Source organism: Micromonospora sp. RTBAU3-60 (genome assembly GCF_054963695.1).
The window spans coordinates 135,667-157,079 of sequence record NZ_JBUEGB010000007.1 but is presented as its reverse complement, the minus strand read 5'-3'; the positions used below and the strand labels follow the sequence as shown (position 1 = coordinate 157,079).

Here is a 21,413-nt window from a genome sequence, read left to right as displayed (position 1 = left end):
AGAGTGGGAAGACTTCCATGATCTTAGGTACATGAGTGCCTGTTGAGCGCCCGACTTTCGGTCGAGCCCGGGTGGCCGAGTGCCCCGCACTGTGCGCCGTCCATCGACATCGGTGCGCCCGCCGGGAGGGGGGATTCCCAGCGGGCGCACCGCCCCCGTCGGATGTCGTCGCCGACAACCCGGGACGAGTCTGCGGGCTGGCCCTGTCGATCCGCTATCACATCGCTATCGTCCGGGCGCGGCGATCCGTGACCGCCGGGCTACCCTGCTGGAAGTTGCACCGGAAGGCGTACGGGGAGCAGATGCGGTTCGGGATCCTGGGGCCCCTGAGGGTGGGTGGTGGCGAGGCCACCGTCACCGCGGGACGGGACCGGACCGTGCTCGCCATGCTGCTGCTGCGCGCCGGCCGGGTGGTGTCCGTCGAGGAGTTGGTCGACGCGGTCTGGGAGGAGAGCCCGCCGGCCACCGCCCGGGCCCAGCTCCAGATCTGCGTGTCACGACTGCGGCAGCGGCTCGCCCGGCTCGGGCTGTCCTCGGAGTCCATCGTCACCGATCCGGTCGGCTACGGCATCCGGGTCGATCCGGCCGAACTGGACGCGGAGGTCTTCGCCCGCGCGGTCGAGGCCGGTCGGGTCGCGGTGGCCGCCGGGCAGCCGACCGAGGCGCGCCGGCACTACCGGGCCGCGCTGGCGCTCTGGCGTGGCCCGGCGTTGAGCGGCATCGCCAGCCGGCCCGTCCGGCGCCGGGCGCAGGCCCTCGACGAGCAGCGCATCGCCGCCCTGGAGGAGTGCGTCGACGTCGAACTGCGACTGCACCAGGCAGCCGACCTGATCGACGAACTGGCCGAGAGCGTGGACCGGCATCCGCTGCGGGAGCGGCTGCGCGGCCAGCTCATGCTCGCCCTGTCCGCGGTCGGCCGGCAGGCGGACGCGCTCGCCGTCTACCGCGAGGGCCGCCGCATCTACGCCGAGGAGTTGGGCATCGAGCCCGGTGCCGCGTTGCAGGAGCTGCACCAGCGGGTGCTCGCCGGCGACCTGGCGCTGGCCGGCCCGGCGAACGTCCGCGCCGCCCCGGTCCGCTGCCTACCCCGGGCCATCAGCGACTTCACCGGTCGGCAGGAGACCCTCGCGCGGCTGATCAAGGAAATTGCGGATGAGCGTGCCCGGGTCCAGCTGATCGACGGTATGGCCGGCAGCGGCAAGACCACATTGGCGATCCACCTCGCCACGGCGCTGGCGGAGCGTTACCCCGACGCGCAGCTCTTCATCGATCTGCACGGGCACAGCGAGCGGGAGCCGGTGCCCGTGGCCGCGGCCCTCGCCGCGCTGCTGCGCCAGCTCGGCGTGCCCGGCGAACGCATACCCGCCGACGTCGACGAGCGGGCCGCCCTGTGGCGCAGCGAGCTGGCCGACCGGCGGGCGCTGGTGGTGCTGGACAACGCGGCGTCCGCCGCCCAGGTGGCGCCGCTGCTGCCCAGCGGCCGGGACACGCTGACCCTGATCACCAGTAGGCGTCGGCTGATCGGCCTGGACGAGGGGCATCCCTCGTCGCTCGCCGTGCTCGAGCCGGGTGAGGGGATCGAGCTGCTCGCGAGGGTCGTGGGCGCCGAACGGGTGGCCGCCGAGCCGGAGGCCGCCGCCGAGGTGGTCCGCCGGTGCGGACAACTGCCACTGGCCATCCGGCTCGCCGGGGCGAGGCTCGCGCACCGCCCTCGCTGGCGCATCGCCGACCTCGCCGCACGGCTCGCCGACGGACGAGACGTCCTGACCGAGCTGGTGGCCGGCGACCGCTCCGTCGGCCAGGCCTTCACCCTGTCGTATGCGCAGGTCACGCCGGCCGCTCAGCGGATGTTCCGGCTGCTCGGGCTGCACCCGGGAACGCAGTTCGACGGGTGGGCTGCCGCCGCGCTGGCCGACGCGCCGCTGCCCGAGGCGGAGGATCTGCTCGAGGAGCTGGTCGACGCGCACCTCGCTGAGGAGGTCGATCAGCGCCGGTTCCGGTTCCACGACCTCGTACGCGACTACGCGCGGCAGCTGATGGCGGATCCGGCGTTCGCCGTCGAGCGGTCGGCGGCCCTGGACCGGATGTTCAACGTCCACCTGCACCTGGTCACGGCCGCGTCCCGCCAGCTCAATCGCTCGGCGAGCCCGGCACCGCTACCGCGGATCCCGGTGCTCCGGCCCGATCTGGAGGCGGAGGCGCTGCCGGTCGAGTGGCTTGACGAGAACCGAGCGAACCTCATCGCGATGATCCGGCTCGCCGAGCAGACGGGCCGGGACGCCTATTGCTGGCAGCTTGCCCATGCCGGATGGAGCTACTGGTTCGCGTACGGCCACCTGGACGAGCTGATCGAGACGCACACGATCGGGCTCCGGGCTGCGGAGCGCCTCGGCGACGACGCGGCGGTCGCGACCATGCACAACTACCTCGCCTCCGGCTACTACCGGCTGGCTCGCTACGGCGACGCGCTGGCGTCGATGGAGATCGCCCTCAGCCTGCGCAGCCGGCTGGGGGATCGGGTGGGACAGGCCGGCACGCACAAGAACATCGCGGCCGTCCACAGCATCCACGGCAACGTCCCGGCGGCGTTGCGGCACCTGGCCGAGGCATTGGACATCCTCCGCAATGAGGGGCACGACGTCGGGGTCGTCGCGCTCTTCACCAACCAGGCGGGGGCCCTCCTGCTCTCCGGGCGGCTGGCCGAGGCGTTGGCGGTGTCCCGTATGCACCTGATGCTGGCACGCACGCTGGGCACCCTGTACGACACGGCCAACGCCATGGGCCACCTCGCGATGGCCCGGGCCAGGATGGGGCACGGCGAACCGGCTCTCCGTCGGCTCCGGGCCGCGCTGGCGATCAAGCGCCGGCTCGGCAACCGGTACGGCGTCGGCGAGCTGCTCAACGAGATCGGCACTGTGGAACGGGCGAGCGGTCACCCGGAAACGGCGATGGACCTGCACCATGAGGCGTTGGTGGTGATGACCGAGGCGGGCGACCGCAACGGGCAGTGCGCATCCCGAAACCTGCTGGCTCGGGCCCTGCTCGACCAGGGCGACGTGACCAGCGCGCTGGACCTGCACCGGCGGGTGCTCGTCGACGCCACGAAGCTGGACGCGCGGTACGAGCAGGCCCGGGCGCTGGACGGGATTGCCCCCTGCCTGCGCGGCCCCGATCCGGGTGCCGCCCGCGCCCACTGGATCCGGGCGCTGGAGCTGTTCCGTGAGTTCGAGGCACCCGAGCGGCACGAGGTGGAGCAGCTCCTCGCCGAGCTGGGCTGAGCCCGTGCCGGTGCGGCCGGCTTTCGCTGCGGGCCGGCGACCCGCGCGGCAGGATGGTACGCGTGACGACTCCAGAGGCAGCCGGATACCGGATCGAACGCGACTCGATGGGCGAGGTGGAGGTGCCCGCCGAGGCGTTGTGGCGGGCGCAGACCCAGCGCGCGGTGCAGAACTTCCCGATCTCCGGACGGGGTCTGGAACCCGCCCAGATCAAGGCGCTGGCGCAGATCAAGGGGGCCGCCGCGCAGGTCAACGGCGAGCTGGGGGTGATCGGGGCGGACGTGGCCGAGGCGATCGCCACCGCCGCCGCGCACGTGGCCGACGGCGGGTACGACGACCAGTTCCCGGTCGACGTCTTCCAGACCGGCTCCGGCACGTCGTCCAACATGAACGCCAACGAGGTGATCGCCACGCTGGCCAGCCGCGAGCTGGGCCGGAACGTGCACCCGAACGACGACGTCAACGCCTCGCAGTCCAGCAACGACGTGTTCCCGACGTCGATCCACCTGGCCGCCACCCAGTTCGTGGTGGAGGATCTGATCCCCTCGCTGAAGCACCTGGCCGGGGCGCTGGAGGAGAAGGCGGCCGAGTTCGAGACCGTGGTCAAGGCCGGGCGTACCCACCTGATGGACGCCACCCCGGTCACCCTGGGCCAGGAGTTCGGCGGGTACGCCGCGCAGGTCCGCTACGGCATCGAGCGGCTGGAGTCGGCGCTGCCGCGGTTGGCCGAGCTGCCGCTCGGCGGCACCGCCGTTGGCACCGGGATCAACACGCCGCTCGGCTTCGCCGCCCGGGTGATCGAGAAGCTGCGCGAGTCGACCGGGTTGCCGTTGACCGAGGCGCGCAATCATTTCGAGGCGCAGGGTGCCCGGGACGCGCTGGTGGAGACCTCGGGCCAGCTCCGCACCGTCGCGGTCGGGCTCTACAAGATGGCCAACGACATCCGTTGGATGGGCTCCGGCCCGCGCGCCGGCCTGCGGGAGCTGCGCATCCCCGACCTCCAGCCCGGCTCGTCGATCATGCCGGGCAAGGTGAATCCGGTGGTCGCTGAGGCGATGCGGCAGGTCTGCGCCCAGGTGATCGGCAACGACGCCGCGGTCGCGTTCGCCGGCTCGCAGGGCGACTTCGAGCTGAACGTGATGCTCCCGGTGATGGGCCGCAACCTGCTGGAGTCGATCAAGCTGCTGGCCGCGTCGAGTCGGCTCTTCGCCGACCGCCTGGTGGTCGGCCTGGTCGCGGACGCCGAGGTCTGCCTGGCGTACGCGGAGGGGTCGCCGTCGATCGTCACCCCGCTCAATCGTCACCTCGGATACGACGAGGCCGCCTCGATCGCCAAGGAGGCGCTGGCCAGGCAGGTCTCGATCCGGGAGGTGGTGATCTCGCGGGGCCACGTCGAATCGGGCAAGCTCAGCGAGGCCCAGCTCGACGAGGCGCTGGACCTGCTGCGGATGACCCACCCCTGACCGAGGTTCCGGTTCCGGATCGCCGATCTGGCGGTGTCACCCTGCCCCGGACACCGCCACCTCGCCGAAAGGGAGTGCGGGTTGTTCGGCGCCGGGCAGACTGGCCACCGGTGCGTCAGGAGTGGGCCGCCGCCTTGCGGGCCCGGTAGGCGCTCACCGCGGCGCGGTTGCCGCAGCTGGCGTCGCAGAACCGGCGGGACCGGTTCTTGGAGAGGTCGACCAGCACCTTGTCGCAGTCCGGGTGGTCGCACAGGCGCAGCCGGCTGAGCTCGCCCATCCGGACCAGATCGGCGATCGCCATGGCGGCCTCGACGGCCATCCGAGTCGCCAGCGGCGCGTCGCGCGGCACGGCGTGCAGGTGGTACGGCTCGCCGTCGTGCCGGATGAGCTGGGGCAGCGCGTGCGACTCGCGGAGCAGGCCGTTGACGATGCTCACCAGCTCGTCGGTGTCGGCGTACCAGATCCGGCGGAGCCGGGGTCGCAGGGCGCGGACCTCGCGCAGTTCCGTGTCGGTGTGCTCGTGCCGGCCGGTCCAGCCGTGCGCGGCGATGAACTCGTCGAGGGCAGCCACGTCGGGCAGCCCCTCCCGGTCCGGGCCGGCGCTGTTCACCAGCCCTGCCGCGGCGACCAGGCCACATTCGGTGTCATGGGCGAAGAGCAACTTGACTCCTGTCAGGATGCCGGCCTAGCGTCATCAGCATAACCAGGTTTCACCCATGACCGGTCGTTCGATCCAAGGAGCTGTCGATGCGTGAACGGTCTGGCATGGGCCTCGGCCTGGCCCTGCTCTCCGCGCTCACCTTCGCCACCTCCGGCACCTTCGCCCGTTCGCTGATCGCCGGCGACTGGTCCGCCGAGGCGCTGGTGCTGGCCCGGGTCGGCATCGCGGCGCTGGTGCTGGCCGTGCCGGCGCTGCTGGCGCTGCGCGGACGGTGGTCGGTACTCCGGCGCAACGCCGGCAGGGTCGTCGTGTTCGGACTGCTCGGGGTGGCGGTGGCCCAAGCGTGCTTCTTCAACGCGGTCCGCTACCTGCCGGTCGGTGTCGCGCTCCTGCTGGAGTACCTGGCCATCGTGCTGGTGGTCGGCTGGATGTGGCTGGTCCACGGCCAGCGGCCCCGACTGCTCACCGTGATCGGGTCGCTGACCGCGCTCGGCGGACTGGTGTTCGTGCTGGATCTGACCGGCGGCGGGCGGCTCGACCCGATCGGGGTCCTCTGGGGGCTGGGCGCCGGGGTCGGGCTGGCCGGCTACTTCGTCATCGCAGGTCGGGTCGACGCCGCGCTGCCGTCCGTGGTGATGGCCAGCGGCGGGATGGTCGTCGGCGCGCTGGCGCTGGCCCTGCTCGGCTTCGCCCGGTTGCTGCCGCTGCGGGCCGACACCGCCGACGTCACCTTCGCCGGGCACCAGGTGAGCTGGCTGGTGCCGATCGCCGGGCTGTCGCTGATCGCCGCGGTGGTCGCGTACCTGTCGGGGGTCGCGGGAGCCCGGCTGCTCGGCGCGCGGCTGTCGTCCTTCGTCGGGCTGACCGAGGTGATGTTCGCGGTGCTGATCGCCTGGCTGGTGCTGGGCGAGCTGCCGACCGCCGTCCAGTTGCTCGGCGGGGCGTTGATCGTGGTCGGAGTCGCTCTGGTCCGGCTGGACGAGCTGCGTGCGCCGCAGGCGGCCCCGCCGACCCCGGCCGAGCCGGCGCTGGCCGGCGAGCGATAGCGAACCGCGCACCCGGTCGTCTTCGACGCCGAGGAGACCCTGATCGACCTGCGCCCGGCGGTCACCGGCGCGCTGGAGGCCGTGCCCGAGGCGAGCCGGCGGTGGACCCCGGCGGGCCGGCCCGGCCTTCGGCCGGGCCGCGCACCAGGTCGGCGACGTGGCGGTATTCGGGTGCTCGGGATCCCGCCACGTCGGCGTACTGGCGCATCACGCTCGCCATCCCTGGGCCACGAGAGCGGCCCGGACCTCGCGCACCACGGCGGCGAAGTCCCGATGCAGCCGGCGGCTGGTCACGTGCAGCACCACCCAGCCGGCACCGACGAACTGATTGAGCCGCTGCCGGTCGCGGTGCAACTGGTCGGCGTCGGCGTGCCATGTGCCGTCGTACTCGACCGCGACACGGAACTGCGGCCAGGCCAGGTCAGGATGCAGGACCAGCCCGGAGGCGAGCCGGATCGGGTGTTGCGCGACCGGTCGCGGTAGGCCGGCTAGCACGAGGCGGACCCGTAGGTGCGACTCCGGCGGGGACTGCGCCGCCGGATCCGCCAGGCCGAACACCCAGCTCGCGCGCCGGCCACCGGGCCGTCCACCATTGCGGTCCGCCACGTCGGCGAGCGCGCCCCGGCTGACCAGACCCTGGGCCAGCAGCGCGTCGATGACGCCGACCGCCCGTACCGGGTCGGCCCATACCGCCGTCTCCCAGGCACACGCCGCCGGGGCGCTGCGCGGCAGCAAAGACAGCGGGCCAGGCAGGAGGTGATCTCGGCCGACCCGATCGGGTTGGCGGACGGCCGGCGGGGCCGCCCGCCTGACCGGCCGTGCGGCGGTGGCGAGAGCCGACCCCGGAACGGGCCGGAAGGGCCTCGCATCGTCCACCGGGCGGTCCGTCCCACCGGCGGTCCTGTCGTTGCTGGTCCGTACGACGCTGTTGGTGGCGCTGCTGCCAACGTCGAGAAGGCCTGCGCAGGTGGGGGACACGTCCGGTCGGATGCGGTGGACCCGGATCCCGGGCTGGGCGTCGGCTCGGGCCGTCGGCGGCAGCAGAACGTGCACGTCGTCGGCGAAGCCGGCGGCGTGCTCCACGCCGTGCAGGTACGCGGCCGAGGGCCCGGCGATCAGCGTGCCCGGCGGCAGCCGGAGCAGCGCGGCCCGGCAGGCCAGTGCGTGGTCCCGGTCGAGCCGGGCATCGGCGTAGACGTCGTGCCGCAGGCGGAGCCAGGACGCGCCCCGGAGTTGATGCCGGGCCAGCAGCCCACGCCGGACCACGTCCGAGCCACGGAAGACCTGCCAGGCCAACTCGGCCGGTCGGTGCGGATGAGGAGGCATGTCGACCAGCCTGGCGGCGGGCGGAGAGCGAGCGACACCCCTGTGGACAACCATGACCGGTCGTGTCGCCGTGCCCTGTGGACAACCGCCATGTCCCCCGCAACCTGTGGTAGACGACCCTCCGCCCCGTTGGTGGCCGCCACCTTCCGGTGGGTCGCGGCCGCGCCCCGCCGCCTTTTCGCCGATCCGGCGGATTCCCGAGCTCCCGGATACCGCCACTTCGCCGATCCGGTGCCAGCCGGGGCTGGATCGCCGCTTCGCCGATCCGGTGGCCTCTCGGGGGCTGGATGCCGCCATTTCGCCGACCTGGCGCCAGCCGGGGCCGGACACCGCCGCTTCGCGGATCCGGCGCCAGGCGGGGACGTCAGGCGAGGGCGGTGGTGATGGCCTGGGCGGCGGTGGTGACCTGGTCGCCGACCACGGCCACGTCGAGCGGGGTCAGCGACACCACGCCGACGCTCGCCTCCAGCCCCGGCACGCCGAGCACCGGCGCGGCCACCCCGTACGCCCCGGACTGGAGTTCCCCGCTGCTGCTCACCGGGCCGGCGGCGCCCGACCTGCCGGCGAGGATGGCCCGCCCCGCCGCGCCCCGCTCCAGCGGATGCCGGGACCCGGTCCGGTACGCCACGTGGAACGACGTCCAGCTCGGCTCCACCACGGCGAGGGCGACCCCCTCGCCTCCCTCGACCACGGTCAGGTGAGCGGTCGCCCCGGTCTGCTCGGCCAGCCGCCGCAGCGCCGGCAGCGCCCCCTCGGCGAGCAGCGGCTGGGCGCGCCGGGCCAGGTGCAGGACGCCCGCGCCGAGGCGCAGCCGGCCCGCGCCGTCCCGACGCAGCATGCCGTGCCCGGTCAGCGCGCCGACCAGCCGGTAGACCGCCGCCCGGCCGATGCCCAGCCGGTTCGCCGCCTCGGTGACCGTCAGCCCGCCGGGCGCGTCCGCGACCAGGTGCAGCAGGCGCAGCCCCCGGTCCAGGGTCTGGGCCGTCTCTCCTGCCCGTGCCGCCGTGTCCACAGCACGCAGCGTACGACCCGGCTCCGCACAACCTCGAAACCCACGGGACGGCTACCCTTGTACGGTGACGCTACGCCTGTATGACACCGCCACCCGATCGGTGCGGGACTTCGTCCCGCGGGAAGCCGGCAAGGTGGGGGTCTACCTGTGTGGTCTCACCCTCCAGGCCCCGCCGCATATCGGCCACCTTCGTTCCGGCGTCAACTACGACGTGCTGCGGCGCTGGCTGCTCGCCTCCGGCTTCGAGGTCACCTTCATCCGCAATCTGACCGACATCGACGACAAGATCCTTGTCAAGGCGACGGAGCAGGAGCGGCCGTTCTGGTCGATCGCGTACGCGAACGAGCAGATCCTGGACGAGTCCTACCGGGCGTTGAACGTGCTGCCGCCGACCTACGAGCCGCGAGCCACCGGGCACATCCCGGAGATGCACGAGCTGATCGCCCGGCTGATCGAGACCGGGCACGCCTACCCGGCCACCGACGGCTCCGGCGACGTCTACTTCGACGTGGCCTCCTGGCCGGCGTACGGGTCGTTGTCTGGGCAGTCGCCGGAGGACATGCAGCCCGCCGGGGACGCGCCCGAGCGGGGCAAGCGCGACCCGCGCGACTTCGCGCTGTGGAAGGGCGTCAAGCCGGACGAGCCGGCGGACGCGTACTGGCCGTCGCCGTGGGGTCGGGGCCGGCCCGGCTGGCACATCGAGTGCTCGGCGATGTGCTGGCGCTACCTGGGCGCGGAGTTCGACATCCACGGCGGCGGGCTCGACCTGACCTTCCCGCACCACGAGAACGAGATCGCCCAGTCGCAGGCGGCCGACCTGCCGTTCGCCCGCTACTGGGTGCACCACGGCCTGCTCGGCATCGGCGGCACCAAGATGGGCAAGTCGCTGGGCAACACCCTCGACCTCGACTACGTGGCGTCCCTCGGGGTGCGCCCGGTGGAGCTGCGCTACTACTACGTCGCGGCGCACTACCGGTCCCGCATCGACTACTCGGAGGACTCGCTGCGCGAGGCCGCCGTCGCGTACCGGCGGATCGAGGGTTTCGTGCAGCGGGCGGCCGAGCGGGTCGGTGCCGGGCAGCTCGGCGAGCTGCCGGCCGGCTTCGTCGCGGCGATGGACGACGACCTCAACACCTCCGCCGCCCTGGCCGTGCTGCACGAGGTGGTCAGGGACGGCAACACCGCGCTGACCGCCGGCGACGATGTGACCGTCCGCACGACCCTGGCCGCCACGCGGGCGATGCTGGATATCCTCGGCGTCGACCCCCTGGATTCGGCCTGGACGGGCGGCGGCCGCGCGAGCGACCTGCGCGGCGTGGTGGACTACCTGATCGCGCTCGCCCTGGAGCAGCGCGCGCAGGCCCGCAGCCGCAAGGACTGGGCCGCCGCCGACGCCGTACGCGACCAGCTCAAGCAGGCCGGCGTGGTGGTCGAGGACACCCCCCAGGGCCCCCGTTGGACTATTGGAGAGCAGGACTGATGGCCGGCAATTCGCAGCGCCGTGGCCGGCGGCTGACGCCGAAGGCGAGCGCCCCGAAGGGCTCCGGCGGCAAGGGGCGGGACGCCCTCGCGGGCCGCGGCCGCACCCTGCCCGCCGACGAGCGGCCCTGGCACAAGGCATACTCGGGCACCGAGAAGCTGCCCCAGCGCACCGCCTGGAAGCAGGAGAAGGAGCGCCGCACGGCGGCCGAGGAGGGGCGCGCCCCCAAGATCGGCCAGCCGGGGACCAAGGACACCACCTGGGGCAAGGGCAGCCGCGCCGGCGTCCCGCTGAAGGGCGGCAAGGGCAAGGCGGCGGCCCGCGGCGGTCCCCGGGTCGCCCCGGGGCGCCGGTCCAACCCGGCGAAGGACAGCCCGGAGCTGCTGGTCGGGCGGAACCCGGTGCTGGAGTCGCTGCGCACCCAGGTGCCGGCCACCGCCCTCTACGTGGCGCAGGGCATCGACGTCGACGACCGGGTCAACGAGATCGTCCGGACGGCCGCCGACCGGGGCATCGCGCTCCTTGAGGTCAGCCGGGCCGAGCTGGACCGGATGACCGGCGGGGTGCTGCACCAGGGCGTCGGCCTCCAGGTCCCGCCCTTCGCCTACGAGCCGTTCGAGGACATGATGGCGGCGGCGCTGGAGCAGGCGTGCCCGCTGCTGGTCGCGCTGGACGGGGTCACCGACCCGCGCAATCTCGGCGCGGTGATCCGGTCCGCCGCCGCATTCGGCGCGCAGGGCGTCTTCGTACCCGAGCGGCGGGCCGCCGGGATCACCGCGACCGCCTGGCGGACCAGCGCCGGCGCGGCGGCGCGGGTGCCGGTCGCCCAGGTCACCAATCTGACCCGGTCGCTGAAGGCGTGCAAGGACGCCGGCTTCGTCGTGGTCGGCCTGGACGCCGACGGCGAGACCGACCTGTACGACCTGGAGGCCGCCGTCGGCCCGCTGGTCGTGGTGGTCGGCTCGGAGGGTCGCGGGCTGTCCCGGCTGGTCGGCGAGACCTGCGACCTGACCGTGAGCATCCCGATGGTCTCCGACGTCGAGTCGCTCAACGCCAGCGTCGCCGCGGCGGTCACCCTCGCCGAGGTCGCCCGGCGCCGCGCCGTCGAGGCCTAGCCTTCCCGGAGGACACGAAAAGGGGCGGTCCGCCGTGGCGGACCGCCCCTTTTTCGGTACGTCAGATCCGGTTGCCGGTGGTGGCGTGGAAGACGTGGCTGCGGCCCTGGCGCGGCTTGACGAACACGGTGTCACCCATGTTCGGCATGGTGCGGCGGTCGGTCCGCACGACGAAGCGCTCGGAGTTGCCGCCGAGCGCGGCGTGGCCGTAGACGTTGGCGTCGGAGCCCAGGTCCTCGACCAGCTCGACCACGACCGGCATGCCGCCCTCGGTCGGGCTGACCAGGTCGCAGTCCTCCGGACGGAAGCCGACGGTGACCTTGCCGTCGCCGCCCTCGGCCTTGGCCGCCTCGACCTGCTCCCGGGTCAGCGGCACGTGCATCTCGGCGAACTCGGCGCCCTGCTCGGTCAGCGGCACCGTCTTGATGTTCATGGCCGGGGAGCCCATGAAGCCGGCGACGAAGACGTTGGCCGGGGTGTCGTAGAGCGCCCGCGGGGTGTCCACCTGCTGGAGGACGCCGTCGAGCATGACCGCGACCCGGTGACCCATGGTCATGGCCTCGACCTGGTCGTGCGTCACGTACACGGTGGTGACGCCCAGCTTGGCCTGGAGCGACGCGATCTGCGTACGGGTCTGCACCCGGAGCTTGGCGTCGAGGTTCGACAGCGGCTCGTCCATGAGGAAGACCTGCGGCTCGCGGACGATCGCGCGGCCCATGGCGACCCGCTGGCGCTGGCCACCGGAGAGCGCCTTCGGCTTGCGGTTGAGGAAGTCCTCGAGCTGGAGCAGCGCCGCCGCCTCCTTGACCCGCCGGTCGATCTCCGACTTCGAGGTCTTGCGCAGCTTGAGCGCGAACGCCATGTTCTCGTACACCGTCATGTGCGGGTAGAGGGCGTAGTTCTGGAAGACCATCGCGATGTCGCGGGCCTTCGGCGGCAGGTGGGTGACGTCCCGGTCGTCGATGTAGATGGCGCCGTCGTCGACGTCCTCCAGGCCGGCGAGCATCCGCAGGCTGGTGGACTTGCCGCAGCCCGATGGGCCGACCAGGACGAGGAACTCCCCGTCGCCGATCTCCAGGTCGAGCTTGTTGACCGCGGGGCGCTCGGTGCCCGGGTAGATCCGGGATGCCTTCGCGTAGGTGACCGTAGCCATGGTGGAGCGCTTCCTTTCACCGGCAGGAACGTGCCGGACGATCCGAGTGGAAGGAGCGACCGGCACCCACGGTGCCGGCCAACGGGCGGTCACCCGGGCAGCCGAGGCGGACCGGAGTGTCGTCCGTGTCACTGCACCGTAAACGGGTTTTGCGATCGTGCCAAGACGGGGTGTGCGGGATGGGACGGACCGCATTCGCATTCCGGGCAGTCGGGCACGGCGAGGCATCAATCCCCACCGTTCCCGGTCGGCCCGGCGTGGGTCCGTCGGGGTGGAGGTCACGAAATCGACGTTTTCCGTGCTCGGGAGCCCTGCCGAACGGGATTTCCGGGCCTCAGTCGCTATGCTGACCACGGCACCACACGCCCCTGTAGCTCAGCTGGCCAGAGCACTCGCCTTGTAAGCGAGATGTCGCCGGTTCGATCCCGGCCGGGGGCTCCAATTCCATCAGGCATTTCGCGGCGGTAGCCGCCACGAGACGGTCCGATGACAGCAACGCTGACAGCAACGCGGTTCATGACAGCCGCCCGTCCAGCTTGCCGAGCGCCTGACGCATTGCATCAAGGTTGGCGTGAGCGTAGACCTTGAGCGTGATCTTCACGTCCGCGTGCCGAGCGATGGCCTGGACGACGTGCGGTGGGACGCCCAACTCCATCAACAGCGAGACGACCGTGTGCCGCAGGTCGTGCAGGCGGACACCGGGCAGACCGGCGGTCTCCCGAAGCCGGGCGAACGAGCGGCTGAGGTTGGTGGGCTCCAACGGGGTGCCCCGCTCGGAGGGGAAGACCAAGCCGTGGTCCTCCCAGACCTCGGCGAGCGCAGCCCGTTCGGCCTGCTGGCGCTCCTGGTGCTCAAGCAGAGCGAGCCAGGTGACCTCGGGCAGCGGCAACACCGCCTCCGAGTCCTCGGTCTTGGCGTCCAGGACGTGGAGTTGTCCCGCCACCCGCTGGACGGTCTGCTGAACCCGCAGGGTGCCTTCGTCCAGGTCGACGTCCGACCAGCGGAGCCCGACCAGTTCACCGCGCCGGAGGCCCATCGTGGCGGCCACGACGTAGAGCGCGTGGAGCCGGTGACCAGCAGAGGCGGCGAGGATCTTGCGCACCTGGTCGACGGATAGGCCCTTACCGACCTTGTAGCGAGGCGAGGGAACCCGGACGAGCTTGGCGACGTTGCGGGACACCAGCTCCTCGCGCATGGCGTGTTGGAGCGCGTTGCGCAGCACCGCATGCACGAACTGAATCTGTCGGGCGCTGGGGTAGCTCTGGCAGCAGCGGCCAACGGAGCAGCACCGCCGGTCAGCAGGGCGGATCTTGTCGAGGCCGTTGGTGCAGCAGAGGCACTTGCGCCGGAAGTCGTCCATGAACGCCTTGACGTGCTGGACCTGCAAGCTGTCGAGGCGTTTGGTGCCGAGCGCCGGGATCAGGTGCAGCCGGACGGCGCTCTCGTAGCCACGGGCGGTGGTGGGCTTGAGGTCGGTGACGTAGGCCGCCAGCCAGTAGGGCAGATAGTCGGCGAGCTTCCAGGCTCGGTCGGGCACGGGGATGCCGCGCTGTGATCGTGATTTCAGCTCGACGAGCTTGGCGTGTGCCTCCTCCCAGGTGGCCCCGTAGACGAACTTGCGTTTGCGGGTGCCGTCGGTGGCGAGGACGTATGCCTGTCCGACCCAGCGACCGTCGCTGGAGCGCTGATAGATGGAGCCTTCGCCGTTGGGGTTGCGGCGGGCGTTGGTCTGGCGGGGCTTGGGTTGCTTGGGCATCAGGCGGCTTCTTCCGTGAGCATGTTGATCGTCTCGTCGATCGCGGTGGCGGGGATGAGGCGGCGGCTGCCGACCTTGAAGGAGCGCAGCCGGCCGGAGCGGATCAGGTCATAGGTGAGCGAACGGCCGATGCCGAGCGCTCGGGCGGCTTCCTCGACGCGCAGCACGCGAGGAGTGATCGGAGAGGGTTTGTCCAACAGTTGGCCTTCCTCGTGTGGCGGGACCGGGATCAGGCGGCAGCCGGCGCAGCGCCAGCCGGGGCGGTGCTGACTTCGTGGGCGAGTTCCTCGCGGCCGGTGGTTCGTCGTTCTCTGGCCATGGCGGCGGCGGTGTTTGCGAGCAGCGCGTCTCCGGTGGTGTGCCAGCCGACGCCGGCGAAGGTGAGGGTGCCGACGATGAGCGTCGTGTCCTCGGCGACGTGGTCAACCGGTGAGCTGCCGGCGGCGGGGTGCTCGTGGGCCTGGTCCTCGTGCCGCCGGTAGGCGATGCGGGTGTCGCGCAGGAGTTGGAAGGTGACCGAGTAGCGGCGGCCTTTGGTGAGGAAGTGGCCGCCGTAGCCGAGCATGTGCGCCCACCGGCGTAGCCGGGCGTACGGGTTGGCCGTCGCTGGTTTCGTCGGTTGAGCGTCAAGGGCGGCTTGACGGGCGGCGGTGCAGGTGGGGCAGGCGGCGTATCGGGTGTGGGTGCCGCAGTCGGGGCACTCCCAGTGGTCGACGAAGCCGGGCCGGGGCCGGGGCTCGCGGGGCCGCTCAGACAGGGGGACTGGGGTGCCGTTGGGGCGGCCGATGCGCCAGCAGGCGTCGATGAGGCGGGCGGTGTGGTCGCCGTCGGGGTCGGCGTAGTCGCCGATGCTGTCGGCGTCGAGGCGGGTGGAGGTGTGCCCGGTGGCCTCGGTGCTCTTGGTGGCGTACTTGGCAAGGTAGCCGGCGACCATGCCGTCGGTGACGTCCCCGTCGAGGCCGGTGGTGATGGGGCGGATGTCGAGCTGCTCGCCCCAGGTGATGAGCCAACCGTCGGGCCGGTCGGGGTGCGGCGGGGTGTGGAAGGCGATCTGGGCGGCGGCGTGCTGGAACGCGTCGACGAGGTCGTCGACGGTGAACCCGGCCGGCGGGGGGACGATCGCGTCGGGGTCGTCGGGGTTGACGCCGTCGAGGCGGGCGATGGCGTGGAAGTGGACCGCTCCCCGCGCCTGAAGTTCGGCGACCTTCCCGGGCGACAGCCGGACCGGGGCGACCTTCCGCGTGTTGCCGGAGGCGGTGGCGACCTCAACGCGGGGGATGCCGCGGCGGCGGGCGAGCGTGGCGAGCCACCGTTCCGCGGCTTGCTTGGTGCGGTGCCACAGCTCGCCGGAGAACAGGTTCCACACGACTTGGTGGTCGTGGTCGTAGCAGTCCAGGCACAACGGCCGCCCCAGCGTCGCATCCCCGGTTTCGTGGCGTGCCCAGCAGACGGCGGGCTGGCCGTGGGGGCAGAGGCCGGCGGCGGGGTCGGTGGTCCGGCGAGCGTGGCACGGCTCGGCCCGGCAGTCGCAGCGCTTCCGGTTGCCGCACGTGTGCTTGCGCACGATCCGGGCGTGGACCGGCCCGAACGACGGGGCAGTGAACGTGGGGAACACGGCCGGATGCTCGGCGACCGATTCGGGGACGCCTTTGCCGCCGACGAGGCCGGCGCGCAGGAGTTGAAAGGCGTCGCGCTGGTAGGTCTGGGCGCAGGACGGGCAGACCGTGGCGCGGCGGTTGCCGCAGGCGGTGTAGATCGCGGCGTCGGGCATGCCGTCGGTGTGCCGCTGGCCGAGGACCCGGCCTGTGGAGGCGTCGACGGTGAGGAGCTGGCCGGCCAGGCGGATCGGGCGGGTGCAGCCGGCGGCGGATCGGACGTGTTCCAGCCAGCCGAAGTAGTCGGGTTGGGTGGCGCGTTCGAAGGCGGAGCCGGCGGCGGTGTAGCCGAAGACGGGCGGGATGGTGTCGGCGTTCGAGCCCACCCCCCGGGCCGTGGCTCGGGGGGTGAGGTCCAGCGTCGAGGCCATCAAGCCGCCACCCCGGTGGGGTGGTGGTTGGTGATGGTCCGTTCGGTGACGATGACCCGGCAGGCGCCGCATTGGCGCTTGGCCGGCTCGTGCCGATGGCAGGGGATGGTGGTGGTCACCTGGCCGCAGCGGATGGTGATCGGGGCCCGGCAGGATCCGCCGGGGGTAACGTCGACGAGCACGCGGCGGGTGTCGTACGGGTGCGGTTCCGGTTCGGCGGGGCAGGTGTGCAGGGTGTGCACGATGTCGACGAGGTAGATGGTCATCGGGCACCACCGGCGATGGTGGTGAGGAGCTGTCCGGCGACGGCCGGGGCGACGTCGAGCCGGTCGGCCAGCTCGGCCGGCGTTATCGGGGTGCCGGTGGATTGTTCGTGCTGCACGGCCGCGAAGCGGGCCATGGGTAGCAGGTGGGTAGGGACGTCGACCGGCTCCGAGGCCGGCGCGGTGACGGGCTCTGGCTCGACGACGGCCGGCGTGGTGGCCGGTTCGGCGACCGGTTCGGGTGCCGGGGTGATGGCGGCCGGCGGTTCGGTGGTGACCTGCTCGGCCACCTGGACGTGGATCGGTGCGGCCAGCTCAGCCGGCGGCGGGGCGTCATCCCGCACGGGTGCGGGGGCGAGGACGAGTTTGACCAGGGCCATAAAGGCGAGGGCCGGAACGGCCGAGAGGAGCCATCCGGACGGGCCGGGCTTGGCGACCGCCAACTGTGCGGCCAGGGACAGGCCGGCGGCGGCGATGAGCAGGAACAGCGGGTAGCCGATTGGAGCGCCAGCACGGCGGCGACGGCGAATGGTCAACAGCGAGGCGATGGGGACGAGTTCGGAGATGACGGCGTTGGCCCAGCCGAACCACTCCCCGGTCCCAGCCGGGGAGTTGGCGAGGGTCCAGTCCTTGACGTGGGTGAACGAGGCGGCACCGGCGAAGCTGGCGACGGTGAGCAGGATGAGGACCAGGACGACACCCTCGACGCGGGTGCCGGTCGTGCGGTCAGTGCCCGGCATCGCTGGTCACCTCCCCGGCGGTGACAGCGCGTTCTTCGGCGATGAGGCCGGCGAGGCCGACCCGGATTCCGTCGCAGGTGGCGCAGTGCTCGCCGTCGCTGGCGGTGCAGTCGGCGAGGTGGGCTTCCTGGATGATGCGGAGCGATTCGGCGTAGTAGCCGGCGAGGAAGCGTTCGAAGGACAGCGGGCCGCGGCCGGCGAAGTCACGGGCGATGGCGGTCACGACGTAGTCGTCCGGGGTCATCCGCTCCTGGGCGGCGAGGTTCGTGATGGCGGTGGTCATCGGGCACCTCCCGGGGTGCAGTCGAGGCAGGAGCCGGTACGGCGGGGCATGTAGTAGGGCTTCACGTGGCCGCAGGCCCGGCAGGTCCGGCGGGCACGCAGGGCTTTGGCGATGGCCTCCCGCTGCGCCGGGGTGGCGACCCGTTTGGGTGCGGCGAGGTCGAGGCGGTAGAGGTAGGCGACGCGCTTGCCGCGCCGCCAGAGGATCTGCGCGACCGGGTCATGCCCGCCCGGTCGAAGGCCGGCGGCACGCAGTTGCCGACGAGTGGCCAGGCCGCCAGGGGCCAGGCGGTACGGGTAGGTCGGGAAGCCGGTAACCGTGCCGGCCGGGTCGTAGGTGGTGGTCATGACTGGCCTCCCCAGCGCTGCTGGGCGGCCTGCCGGGTGATGCCGAGACGCTGGCCGATCTCGGCCCACGAGTAGCCGAAGGCGCGAAGACCGACGACGGCCTCACCGATGGCGTCGTCAAGGTCGGCCGAGAGGGCGACCAGGTCGCGGAGGGCTTCCACGTCTCCGGTGGCGACGCGGCGGCCGTGGGCGCGGATGATGCGCCGGGCGAAGGCCGCGAAGGCGTCGTTCTCGACGACCTCCCGGCGGCGGCGGGATCGCGGGATGTGCGTCAAGGTGTGCTTGACAGTGCTCATCGGTTCTCGCCTCCCTCGGTGTGGAGGCGGTCCCACTCGTCAGCGGCCCGCTCAAGGGCGGTGATGACCTGCTCGGCGGTACGCGCCGGGTCGTCGTTCCACGAGAAGGGCGAGGTGTGCTCGTCGATGAGGAAGCCGTCCTCGTCGATGGCGCAGATGGGTTCGCAGTCGTCGAGGTAGGTGGTGAGGACGCCGACCGTCTGGCGGAAGGTGACCTGGGTGTCGAGGTCGAGGCCGTAGAAGTGCTCGACGCGGTGGCCGGCGCAGGCCATGCCGATGGCCCCGACGGCGCAGGCCGGCGGGGTGGGGAAGTCGGCGGGAAAGAGGTTGTTGTAGTAGGTGCCCTGGTGCCAGCCGTGCCGGCGCAGGTAGAGGGCAGCGCACCGGAGCAGGTCAGCGGGTGTGACCTGGACTTCGATGGTCGGGTTTTGGGTAGCCTTCATGGCAGCCACGTCCTTTCGGGGCTGTTGGTAGAGGTCGGCGGAACCGGTCGCTTTCCAGGGCTTGAGCCGGTTCCGTCGACTGCTATTGCTTGCGGAGCCGCAGGTAGCGGCGGTGACGGGTGTCGTCTGCGCCCATCTGGTGCGGGGCGGAGACGTAGACAAGCCGGCCGGTCTGGGCGGCGGCGTGGAGCATCACGGCCAGGTCCTCAGGACTGCCGACGATCCACAGTTCGGTGTATTGCGCGGCCCGCTGGTTGCTGGCGCGGACGTAGACGCGTTCGCGAGTGGTCATGGGGTCACCTCCCAGCCGGGATCGGTGTAGAAGGCGGCGTTGTCGGGGATCGGGTGGAGGGTGTCGGAGCCGCCCTGGCTTATGTGGCCGTCTCGCTCGCCGCAGACGGTGCAGCGCAGGTACTCCCAGAGGTGGCCGGTGGCCTTGTCGATCTCGGCGTCGACGACCTCGATGTAGTCGGCGCAGTCATGAAGCGGAGTGGTCATGCCGCCAACCCCAGGTCGAGACGGGAGCCGTCGGAGACGGCGGATAAGCGGTTGGGTCGGCGGATCCAGGCGGCGTAATCGGCAATGGCCGCGATCTGCGCGTCGGAGAGGTAGGCGACCTTGATGCGGCGGGGGGTGCCGCCTTCGGCGATGAGGTAGGCCGCGCCCTGGTTGGTGGGCTGGATGTCGGTGGCGGTGTAGCCCTGCTCGGCCCAGCCGTGGCCGAGCACGATGTTCGAGCTGTTTGGGGTGGTGCAGCGGAACGCGGCCCGGTAGCCGAACAGATCCCGCAGCGACGTGGGGATGATGTCGAAGCTCGGCCGCTGGGTGGCAGCGACAACCGGGATGCCGGCAGCGCGGCCCCGGGCGACCAGGTCGCGAAGCAGGGCAACGAACTCTTCCTGCTCCTGCTTGGAGCCGACGGTGGCGGAGTAGAAGGCGATCTCGTCGACGAGGACGGTGATGACGGACAGGCCGTCGGCGGCGGTGACTTTGCGGCGCCCGTGGGCGCGGAGCCAGGCGTAGCGGTTGTTCATGACGACCTGGAGCCGTTTCAGCACGGTGAGGGCGGCGGTGATGTCGGGGCCGATGAACGCGTCCGCGCAGTCCTCCCACTGGCCCAGTTCGACGAGCTTGCCGTCGAGCAGCACGAGCCGGGAGTCCACGGAGAGGGCGGCGTGCGCGGCAATGGTGTTGAGGAGACCGGATTTGCCTCCGCCGGGTTCGCCGCCAGCGAGGAGGTTGCGGTAGGCGAGGGTGATGTTCACGTGCTGACCGAACTCGTCGATGCCGACGAAGATGGGGTCGAACATCGACAGGCCAGGCCCCACCGGTATGCCGGTTTCCGGGGCGGTAGCGGTGGTCATGGTTGCCCTCCTTGGGCTTAATGGGCGCGAGGAGCCACACGAACGAGCCCGTAGGGCTCCTCGCGTCCGGGATGGGTTGGGTTAGATCAGGCCGTCGTCGTGTTGCTCGTCGTGCCGGTCGGCGTCGAGCTCGGCGTCACGGCGGTAGTCCCACGAGCGGCCCTCACGGCCGCAGGCGTAGCAGTGGAAGTAGAAGCCGTCGGTGGCCTCGTCGTACTCGATCTGGGTCATGGGTCAGATCCAGTCGGAGACGTCGTCGACGTCCGGCGAGGTCGAAGCCGCGGGCTTGCTGCCGTTGGCGGTGGTGGCCGGCTTCTTGGGCTGGGCCGGGATGGCGACGGTGGGGACGTCGACGTCGGGCAGGTCCAGGGCGGTCGGCACGGTGCCGGTGATCCGCTCGGTTGCCGGAGTGCTGTCGGAGTCGATGACGTCGACCAGCGGGGAACCCACGGTGGCGGTGAGCACCTCGCGGCGTTTGATGTCGAACCGCAGGTAGGCGGCGTTGCCGTCCGAGGCCCGCTCGATCAGGGCGGTGGAGGCGTGGCAGGCGACCGCGATGCGGTCGAGACGCCCTTCCAGGTCGGCCAGTGAGAGGCCGGGGCGCAGGTAGACCCAGACCCGCTCACCGACGGGGGTGGGCTTGGCCCACAGGATCAGCGGCAGGCTGCCGGATCGGTTGGCGATGATGAACTGCGCGAAGCAGACGCGCAGCCGGTGCCGCACGAACAGGCACAAGGCCCACGCCCACAGAGCGCGGCGGGTGACCGGGATGGCGGCGGGGACGCCGACGACCAGGGCGACCACCACGGCAGTGACGGGCGCGGTGGTGTGGTTGGCCAGCTGCACCCAGAAGGTGATGGCGGCGGTGGTGAGCACGATTTCGGAAAGCCACCACCACAGCAGCCGCAGCACCGGCCAAATCCGAACGAGGACCCAGACGATCCCGCCGAGGGGGACGCCGATGAGGGCACCGAGGAACAGGGCGAGGATGGGGTGCATGTAGGAAGCGGCCACGACGGCCGAGAGAAGGCCGACGATGACCGCCGTCAGGATGAACGCCAGCCGGGCGTTCCGCGCGGAGGAGCGGTGAACCTGGGCCTCGATGACCGTCACCGTTCCGTTGCTTCTGCCGCCGAAGGGGCGGCGAGGGCTAGACTTTGGCATGACGAGTCCTCCCAATGCGAGTTGGGGCGGATGAGTTGGAGGGCACGGGGTCGGCAGATGTAGGAGTCGGACCGACCCCGCGCCAGCTCTTGCGGGGATGCCACCACCACAGGTGGCGGCCGGGCCGGGAGTGTAGGAGTCGGAACCACTCCCGGACCGTTCTTCAGTTGATCAGCGGACCACTGGCCGCTTCAGGC

The 21,413-nt window shown here is 71.7% G+C and carries 23 protein-coding genes and 1 tRNA gene; 6 read left to right on the top strand and 18 right to left on the bottom strand.

The annotated features are described in order from the left end of the window. The first annotated feature begins 302 nt into the window (after nt 1-302). Both ACY34I_RS09870 and ACY34I_RS09865 read left to right on the top strand, forming a co-directional pair. Nucleotides 303-3,278, top strand: coding sequence for an AfsR/SARP family transcriptional regulator (locus ACY34I_RS09870; RefSeq protein WP_462754368.1), 2,976 nt, complete (start codon nt 303-305; stop codon nt 3,276-3,278). Nucleotides 3,279-3,331: 53 nt separating this feature from the next. Further along, nucleotides 3,332-4,741 carry a class II fumarate hydratase gene (locus tag ACY34I_RS09865; protein WP_462754286.1) on the top strand — a complete coding sequence of 470 codons (1,410 nt, stop codon included), beginning with the start codon at nt 3,332-3,334 and terminating at the stop codon, nt 4,739-4,741. A gap of 115 nt (nt 4,742-4,856) precedes the next feature. On the opposite strand, the gene ACY34I_RS09860 is transcribed toward ACY34I_RS09865, so the two are convergent. Continuing rightward, a complete protein-coding gene (locus ACY34I_RS09860) occupies nt 4,857-5,402 on the bottom strand; it encodes a CGNR zinc finger domain-containing protein (protein WP_462754285.1) in 546 nt (181 codons plus the stop codon). An 86-nt stretch (nt 5,403-5,488) separates the two neighbouring features. On the opposite strand from ACY34I_RS09860, the gene ACY34I_RS09855 reads away from it, so the two are divergent. Then, nucleotides 5,489-6,448: an EamA family transporter gene (locus tag ACY34I_RS09855; protein WP_462754284.1), complete on the top strand. Its 960-nt coding sequence runs from the start codon at nt 5,489-5,491 to the stop codon at nt 6,446-6,448. A 207-nt stretch (nt 6,449-6,655) separates the two neighbouring features. Here ACY34I_RS09855 and ACY34I_RS09850 read toward each other — a convergent pair whose 3' ends face one another. Together ACY34I_RS09850 and ACY34I_RS09845 are read right to left on the bottom strand one after the other, a co-directional pair. Further along, nucleotides 6,656-7,774 carry a hypothetical protein gene (locus ACY34I_RS09850; protein ID WP_462754283.1) on the bottom strand — a complete coding sequence of 373 codons (1,119 nt, stop codon included), beginning with the start codon at nt 7,772-7,774 and terminating at the stop codon, nt 6,656-6,658. 364 nt (nt 7,775-8,138) lie between these two features. Continuing rightward, nucleotides 8,139-8,786 carry an IclR family transcriptional regulator gene (locus ACY34I_RS09845; RefSeq protein WP_148793188.1) on the bottom strand — a complete coding sequence of 216 codons (648 nt, stop codon included), beginning with the start codon at nt 8,784-8,786 and terminating at the stop codon, nt 8,139-8,141. A gap of 64 nt (nt 8,787-8,850) precedes the next feature. On the opposite strand from ACY34I_RS09845, the gene cysS reads away from it, so the two are divergent. Together cysS and rlmB are read left to right on the top strand one after the other, a co-directional pair. Beyond that, nucleotides 8,851-10,266 (top strand): cysteine--tRNA ligase, encoded by a 1,416-nt coding sequence (cysS, locus tag ACY34I_RS09840; protein ID WP_462754282.1) that lies wholly within the window; start codon nt 8,851-8,853, stop codon nt 10,264-10,266. Then, a complete protein-coding gene (gene rlmB, locus ACY34I_RS09835) occupies nt 10,266-11,381 on the top strand; it encodes a 23S rRNA (guanosine(2251)-2'-O)-methyltransferase RlmB (protein ID WP_148793190.1) in 1,116 nt (371 codons plus the stop codon). The genes cysS and rlmB overlap by 1 nt, the downstream gene beginning before the upstream one ends. 61 nt (nt 11,382-11,442) lie before the next feature. On the opposite strand, the gene ACY34I_RS09830 is transcribed toward rlmB, so the two are convergent. Next, nucleotides 11,443-12,534, bottom strand: a complete 1,092-nt coding sequence (locus tag ACY34I_RS09830) for an ABC transporter ATP-binding protein (protein ID WP_462754281.1) — start codon at nt 12,532-12,534, stop codon at nt 11,443-11,445. Between the two features lie 364 nt (nt 12,535-12,898). On the opposite strand from ACY34I_RS09830, the gene ACY34I_RS09825 reads away from it, so the two are divergent. Continuing rightward, nucleotides 12,899-12,975 (top strand) — tRNA-Thr (locus ACY34I_RS09825). Nucleotides 12,976-13,048: 73 nt separating this feature from the next. Here ACY34I_RS09825 and ACY34I_RS09820 read toward each other — a convergent pair. The 14 genes from ACY34I_RS09820 to ACY34I_RS09755 all read right to left on the bottom strand — a co-directional run bounded on the left by ACY34I_RS09820 (nt 13,049) and on the right by ACY34I_RS09755 (nt 21,216). Then, nucleotides 13,049-14,290 (bottom strand): tyrosine-type recombinase/integrase, encoded by a 1,242-nt coding sequence (locus ACY34I_RS09820; protein ID WP_462754280.1) that lies wholly within the window; start codon nt 14,288-14,290, stop codon nt 13,049-13,051. Further along, nucleotides 14,290-14,457: an excisionase family DNA-binding protein gene (locus ACY34I_RS09815; RefSeq protein ID WP_462754279.1), complete on the bottom strand. Its 168-nt coding sequence runs from the start codon at nt 14,455-14,457 to the stop codon at nt 14,290-14,292. Before ACY34I_RS09815 ends, ACY34I_RS09820 begins: the two co-directional genes overlap by 1 nt. A 62-nt stretch (nt 14,458-14,519) precedes the next feature. Continuing rightward, a complete protein-coding gene (locus ACY34I_RS09810; protein ID WP_462754278.1) occupies nt 14,520-16,316 on the bottom strand; it encodes a replication initiator in 1,797 nt (598 codons plus the stop codon). After that, nucleotides 16,316-16,582: a hypothetical protein gene (locus ACY34I_RS09805; RefSeq protein ID WP_462754277.1), complete on the bottom strand. Its 267-nt coding sequence runs from the start codon at nt 16,580-16,582 to the stop codon at nt 16,316-16,318. The genes ACY34I_RS09810 and ACY34I_RS09805 overlap by 1 nt, the downstream gene beginning before the upstream one ends. Further along, a complete protein-coding gene (locus ACY34I_RS09800; protein ID WP_462754276.1) occupies nt 16,579-17,319 on the bottom strand; it encodes a hypothetical protein in 741 nt (246 codons plus the stop codon). Before ACY34I_RS09800 ends, ACY34I_RS09805 begins: the two co-directional genes overlap by 4 nt. Beyond that, on the bottom strand, nt 17,306-17,602 hold the full coding sequence (locus ACY34I_RS09795) for a hypothetical protein (protein ID WP_462754275.1): 297 nt from the start codon (nt 17,600-17,602) through the stop codon (nt 17,306-17,308). The genes ACY34I_RS09800 and ACY34I_RS09795 overlap by 14 nt, the downstream gene beginning before the upstream one ends. Then, complete coding sequence (locus ACY34I_RS09790; RefSeq protein ID WP_462754274.1) at nt 17,599-17,949, bottom strand: RRQRL motif-containing zinc-binding protein; 351 nt, start codon at nt 17,947-17,949, stop codon at nt 17,599-17,601. Before ACY34I_RS09790 ends, ACY34I_RS09795 begins: the two co-directional genes overlap by 4 nt. Next, nucleotides 17,946-18,245 (bottom strand): hypothetical protein, encoded by a 300-nt coding sequence (locus ACY34I_RS09785; RefSeq protein ID WP_462754273.1) that lies wholly within the window; start codon nt 18,243-18,245, stop codon nt 17,946-17,948. Before ACY34I_RS09785 ends, ACY34I_RS09790 begins: the two co-directional genes overlap by 4 nt. Then, a complete protein-coding gene (locus tag ACY34I_RS09780; RefSeq protein ID WP_462754272.1) occupies nt 18,242-18,688 on the bottom strand; it encodes a DUF6197 family protein in 447 nt (148 codons plus the stop codon). The genes ACY34I_RS09785 and ACY34I_RS09780 overlap by 4 nt, the downstream gene beginning before the upstream one ends. Nucleotides 18,689-18,770: 82 nt before the next feature. Then, nucleotides 18,771-18,980, bottom strand: coding sequence for a hypothetical protein (locus tag ACY34I_RS09775; RefSeq protein ID WP_462754271.1), 210 nt, complete (start codon nt 18,978-18,980; stop codon nt 18,771-18,773). Further along, the gene (locus tag ACY34I_RS09770) at nt 18,977-19,186 is read right to left on the bottom strand and encodes a hypothetical protein (protein ID WP_462754270.1); all 210 of its coding nucleotides are present in this window, start codon (nt 19,184-19,186) and stop codon (nt 18,977-18,979) included. The genes ACY34I_RS09775 and ACY34I_RS09770 overlap by 4 nt, the downstream gene beginning before the upstream one ends. Then, a complete protein-coding gene (locus ACY34I_RS09765; RefSeq protein ID WP_462754269.1) occupies nt 19,183-20,052 on the bottom strand; it encodes an FtsK/SpoIIIE domain-containing protein in 870 nt (289 codons plus the stop codon). The genes ACY34I_RS09770 and ACY34I_RS09765 overlap by 4 nt, the downstream gene beginning before the upstream one ends. A gap of 81 nt (nt 20,053-20,133) precedes the next feature. Then, on the bottom strand, nt 20,134-20,283 hold the full coding sequence (locus ACY34I_RS09760) for a hypothetical protein (RefSeq protein ID WP_462754268.1): 150 nt from the start codon (nt 20,281-20,283) through the stop codon (nt 20,134-20,136). Between the two features lie 3 nt (nt 20,284-20,286). Continuing rightward, nucleotides 20,287-21,216, bottom strand: coding sequence for a hypothetical protein (locus tag ACY34I_RS09755; protein WP_462754267.1), 930 nt, complete (start codon nt 21,214-21,216; stop codon nt 20,287-20,289). Nucleotides 21,217-21,413: the final 197 nt, after the last annotated feature.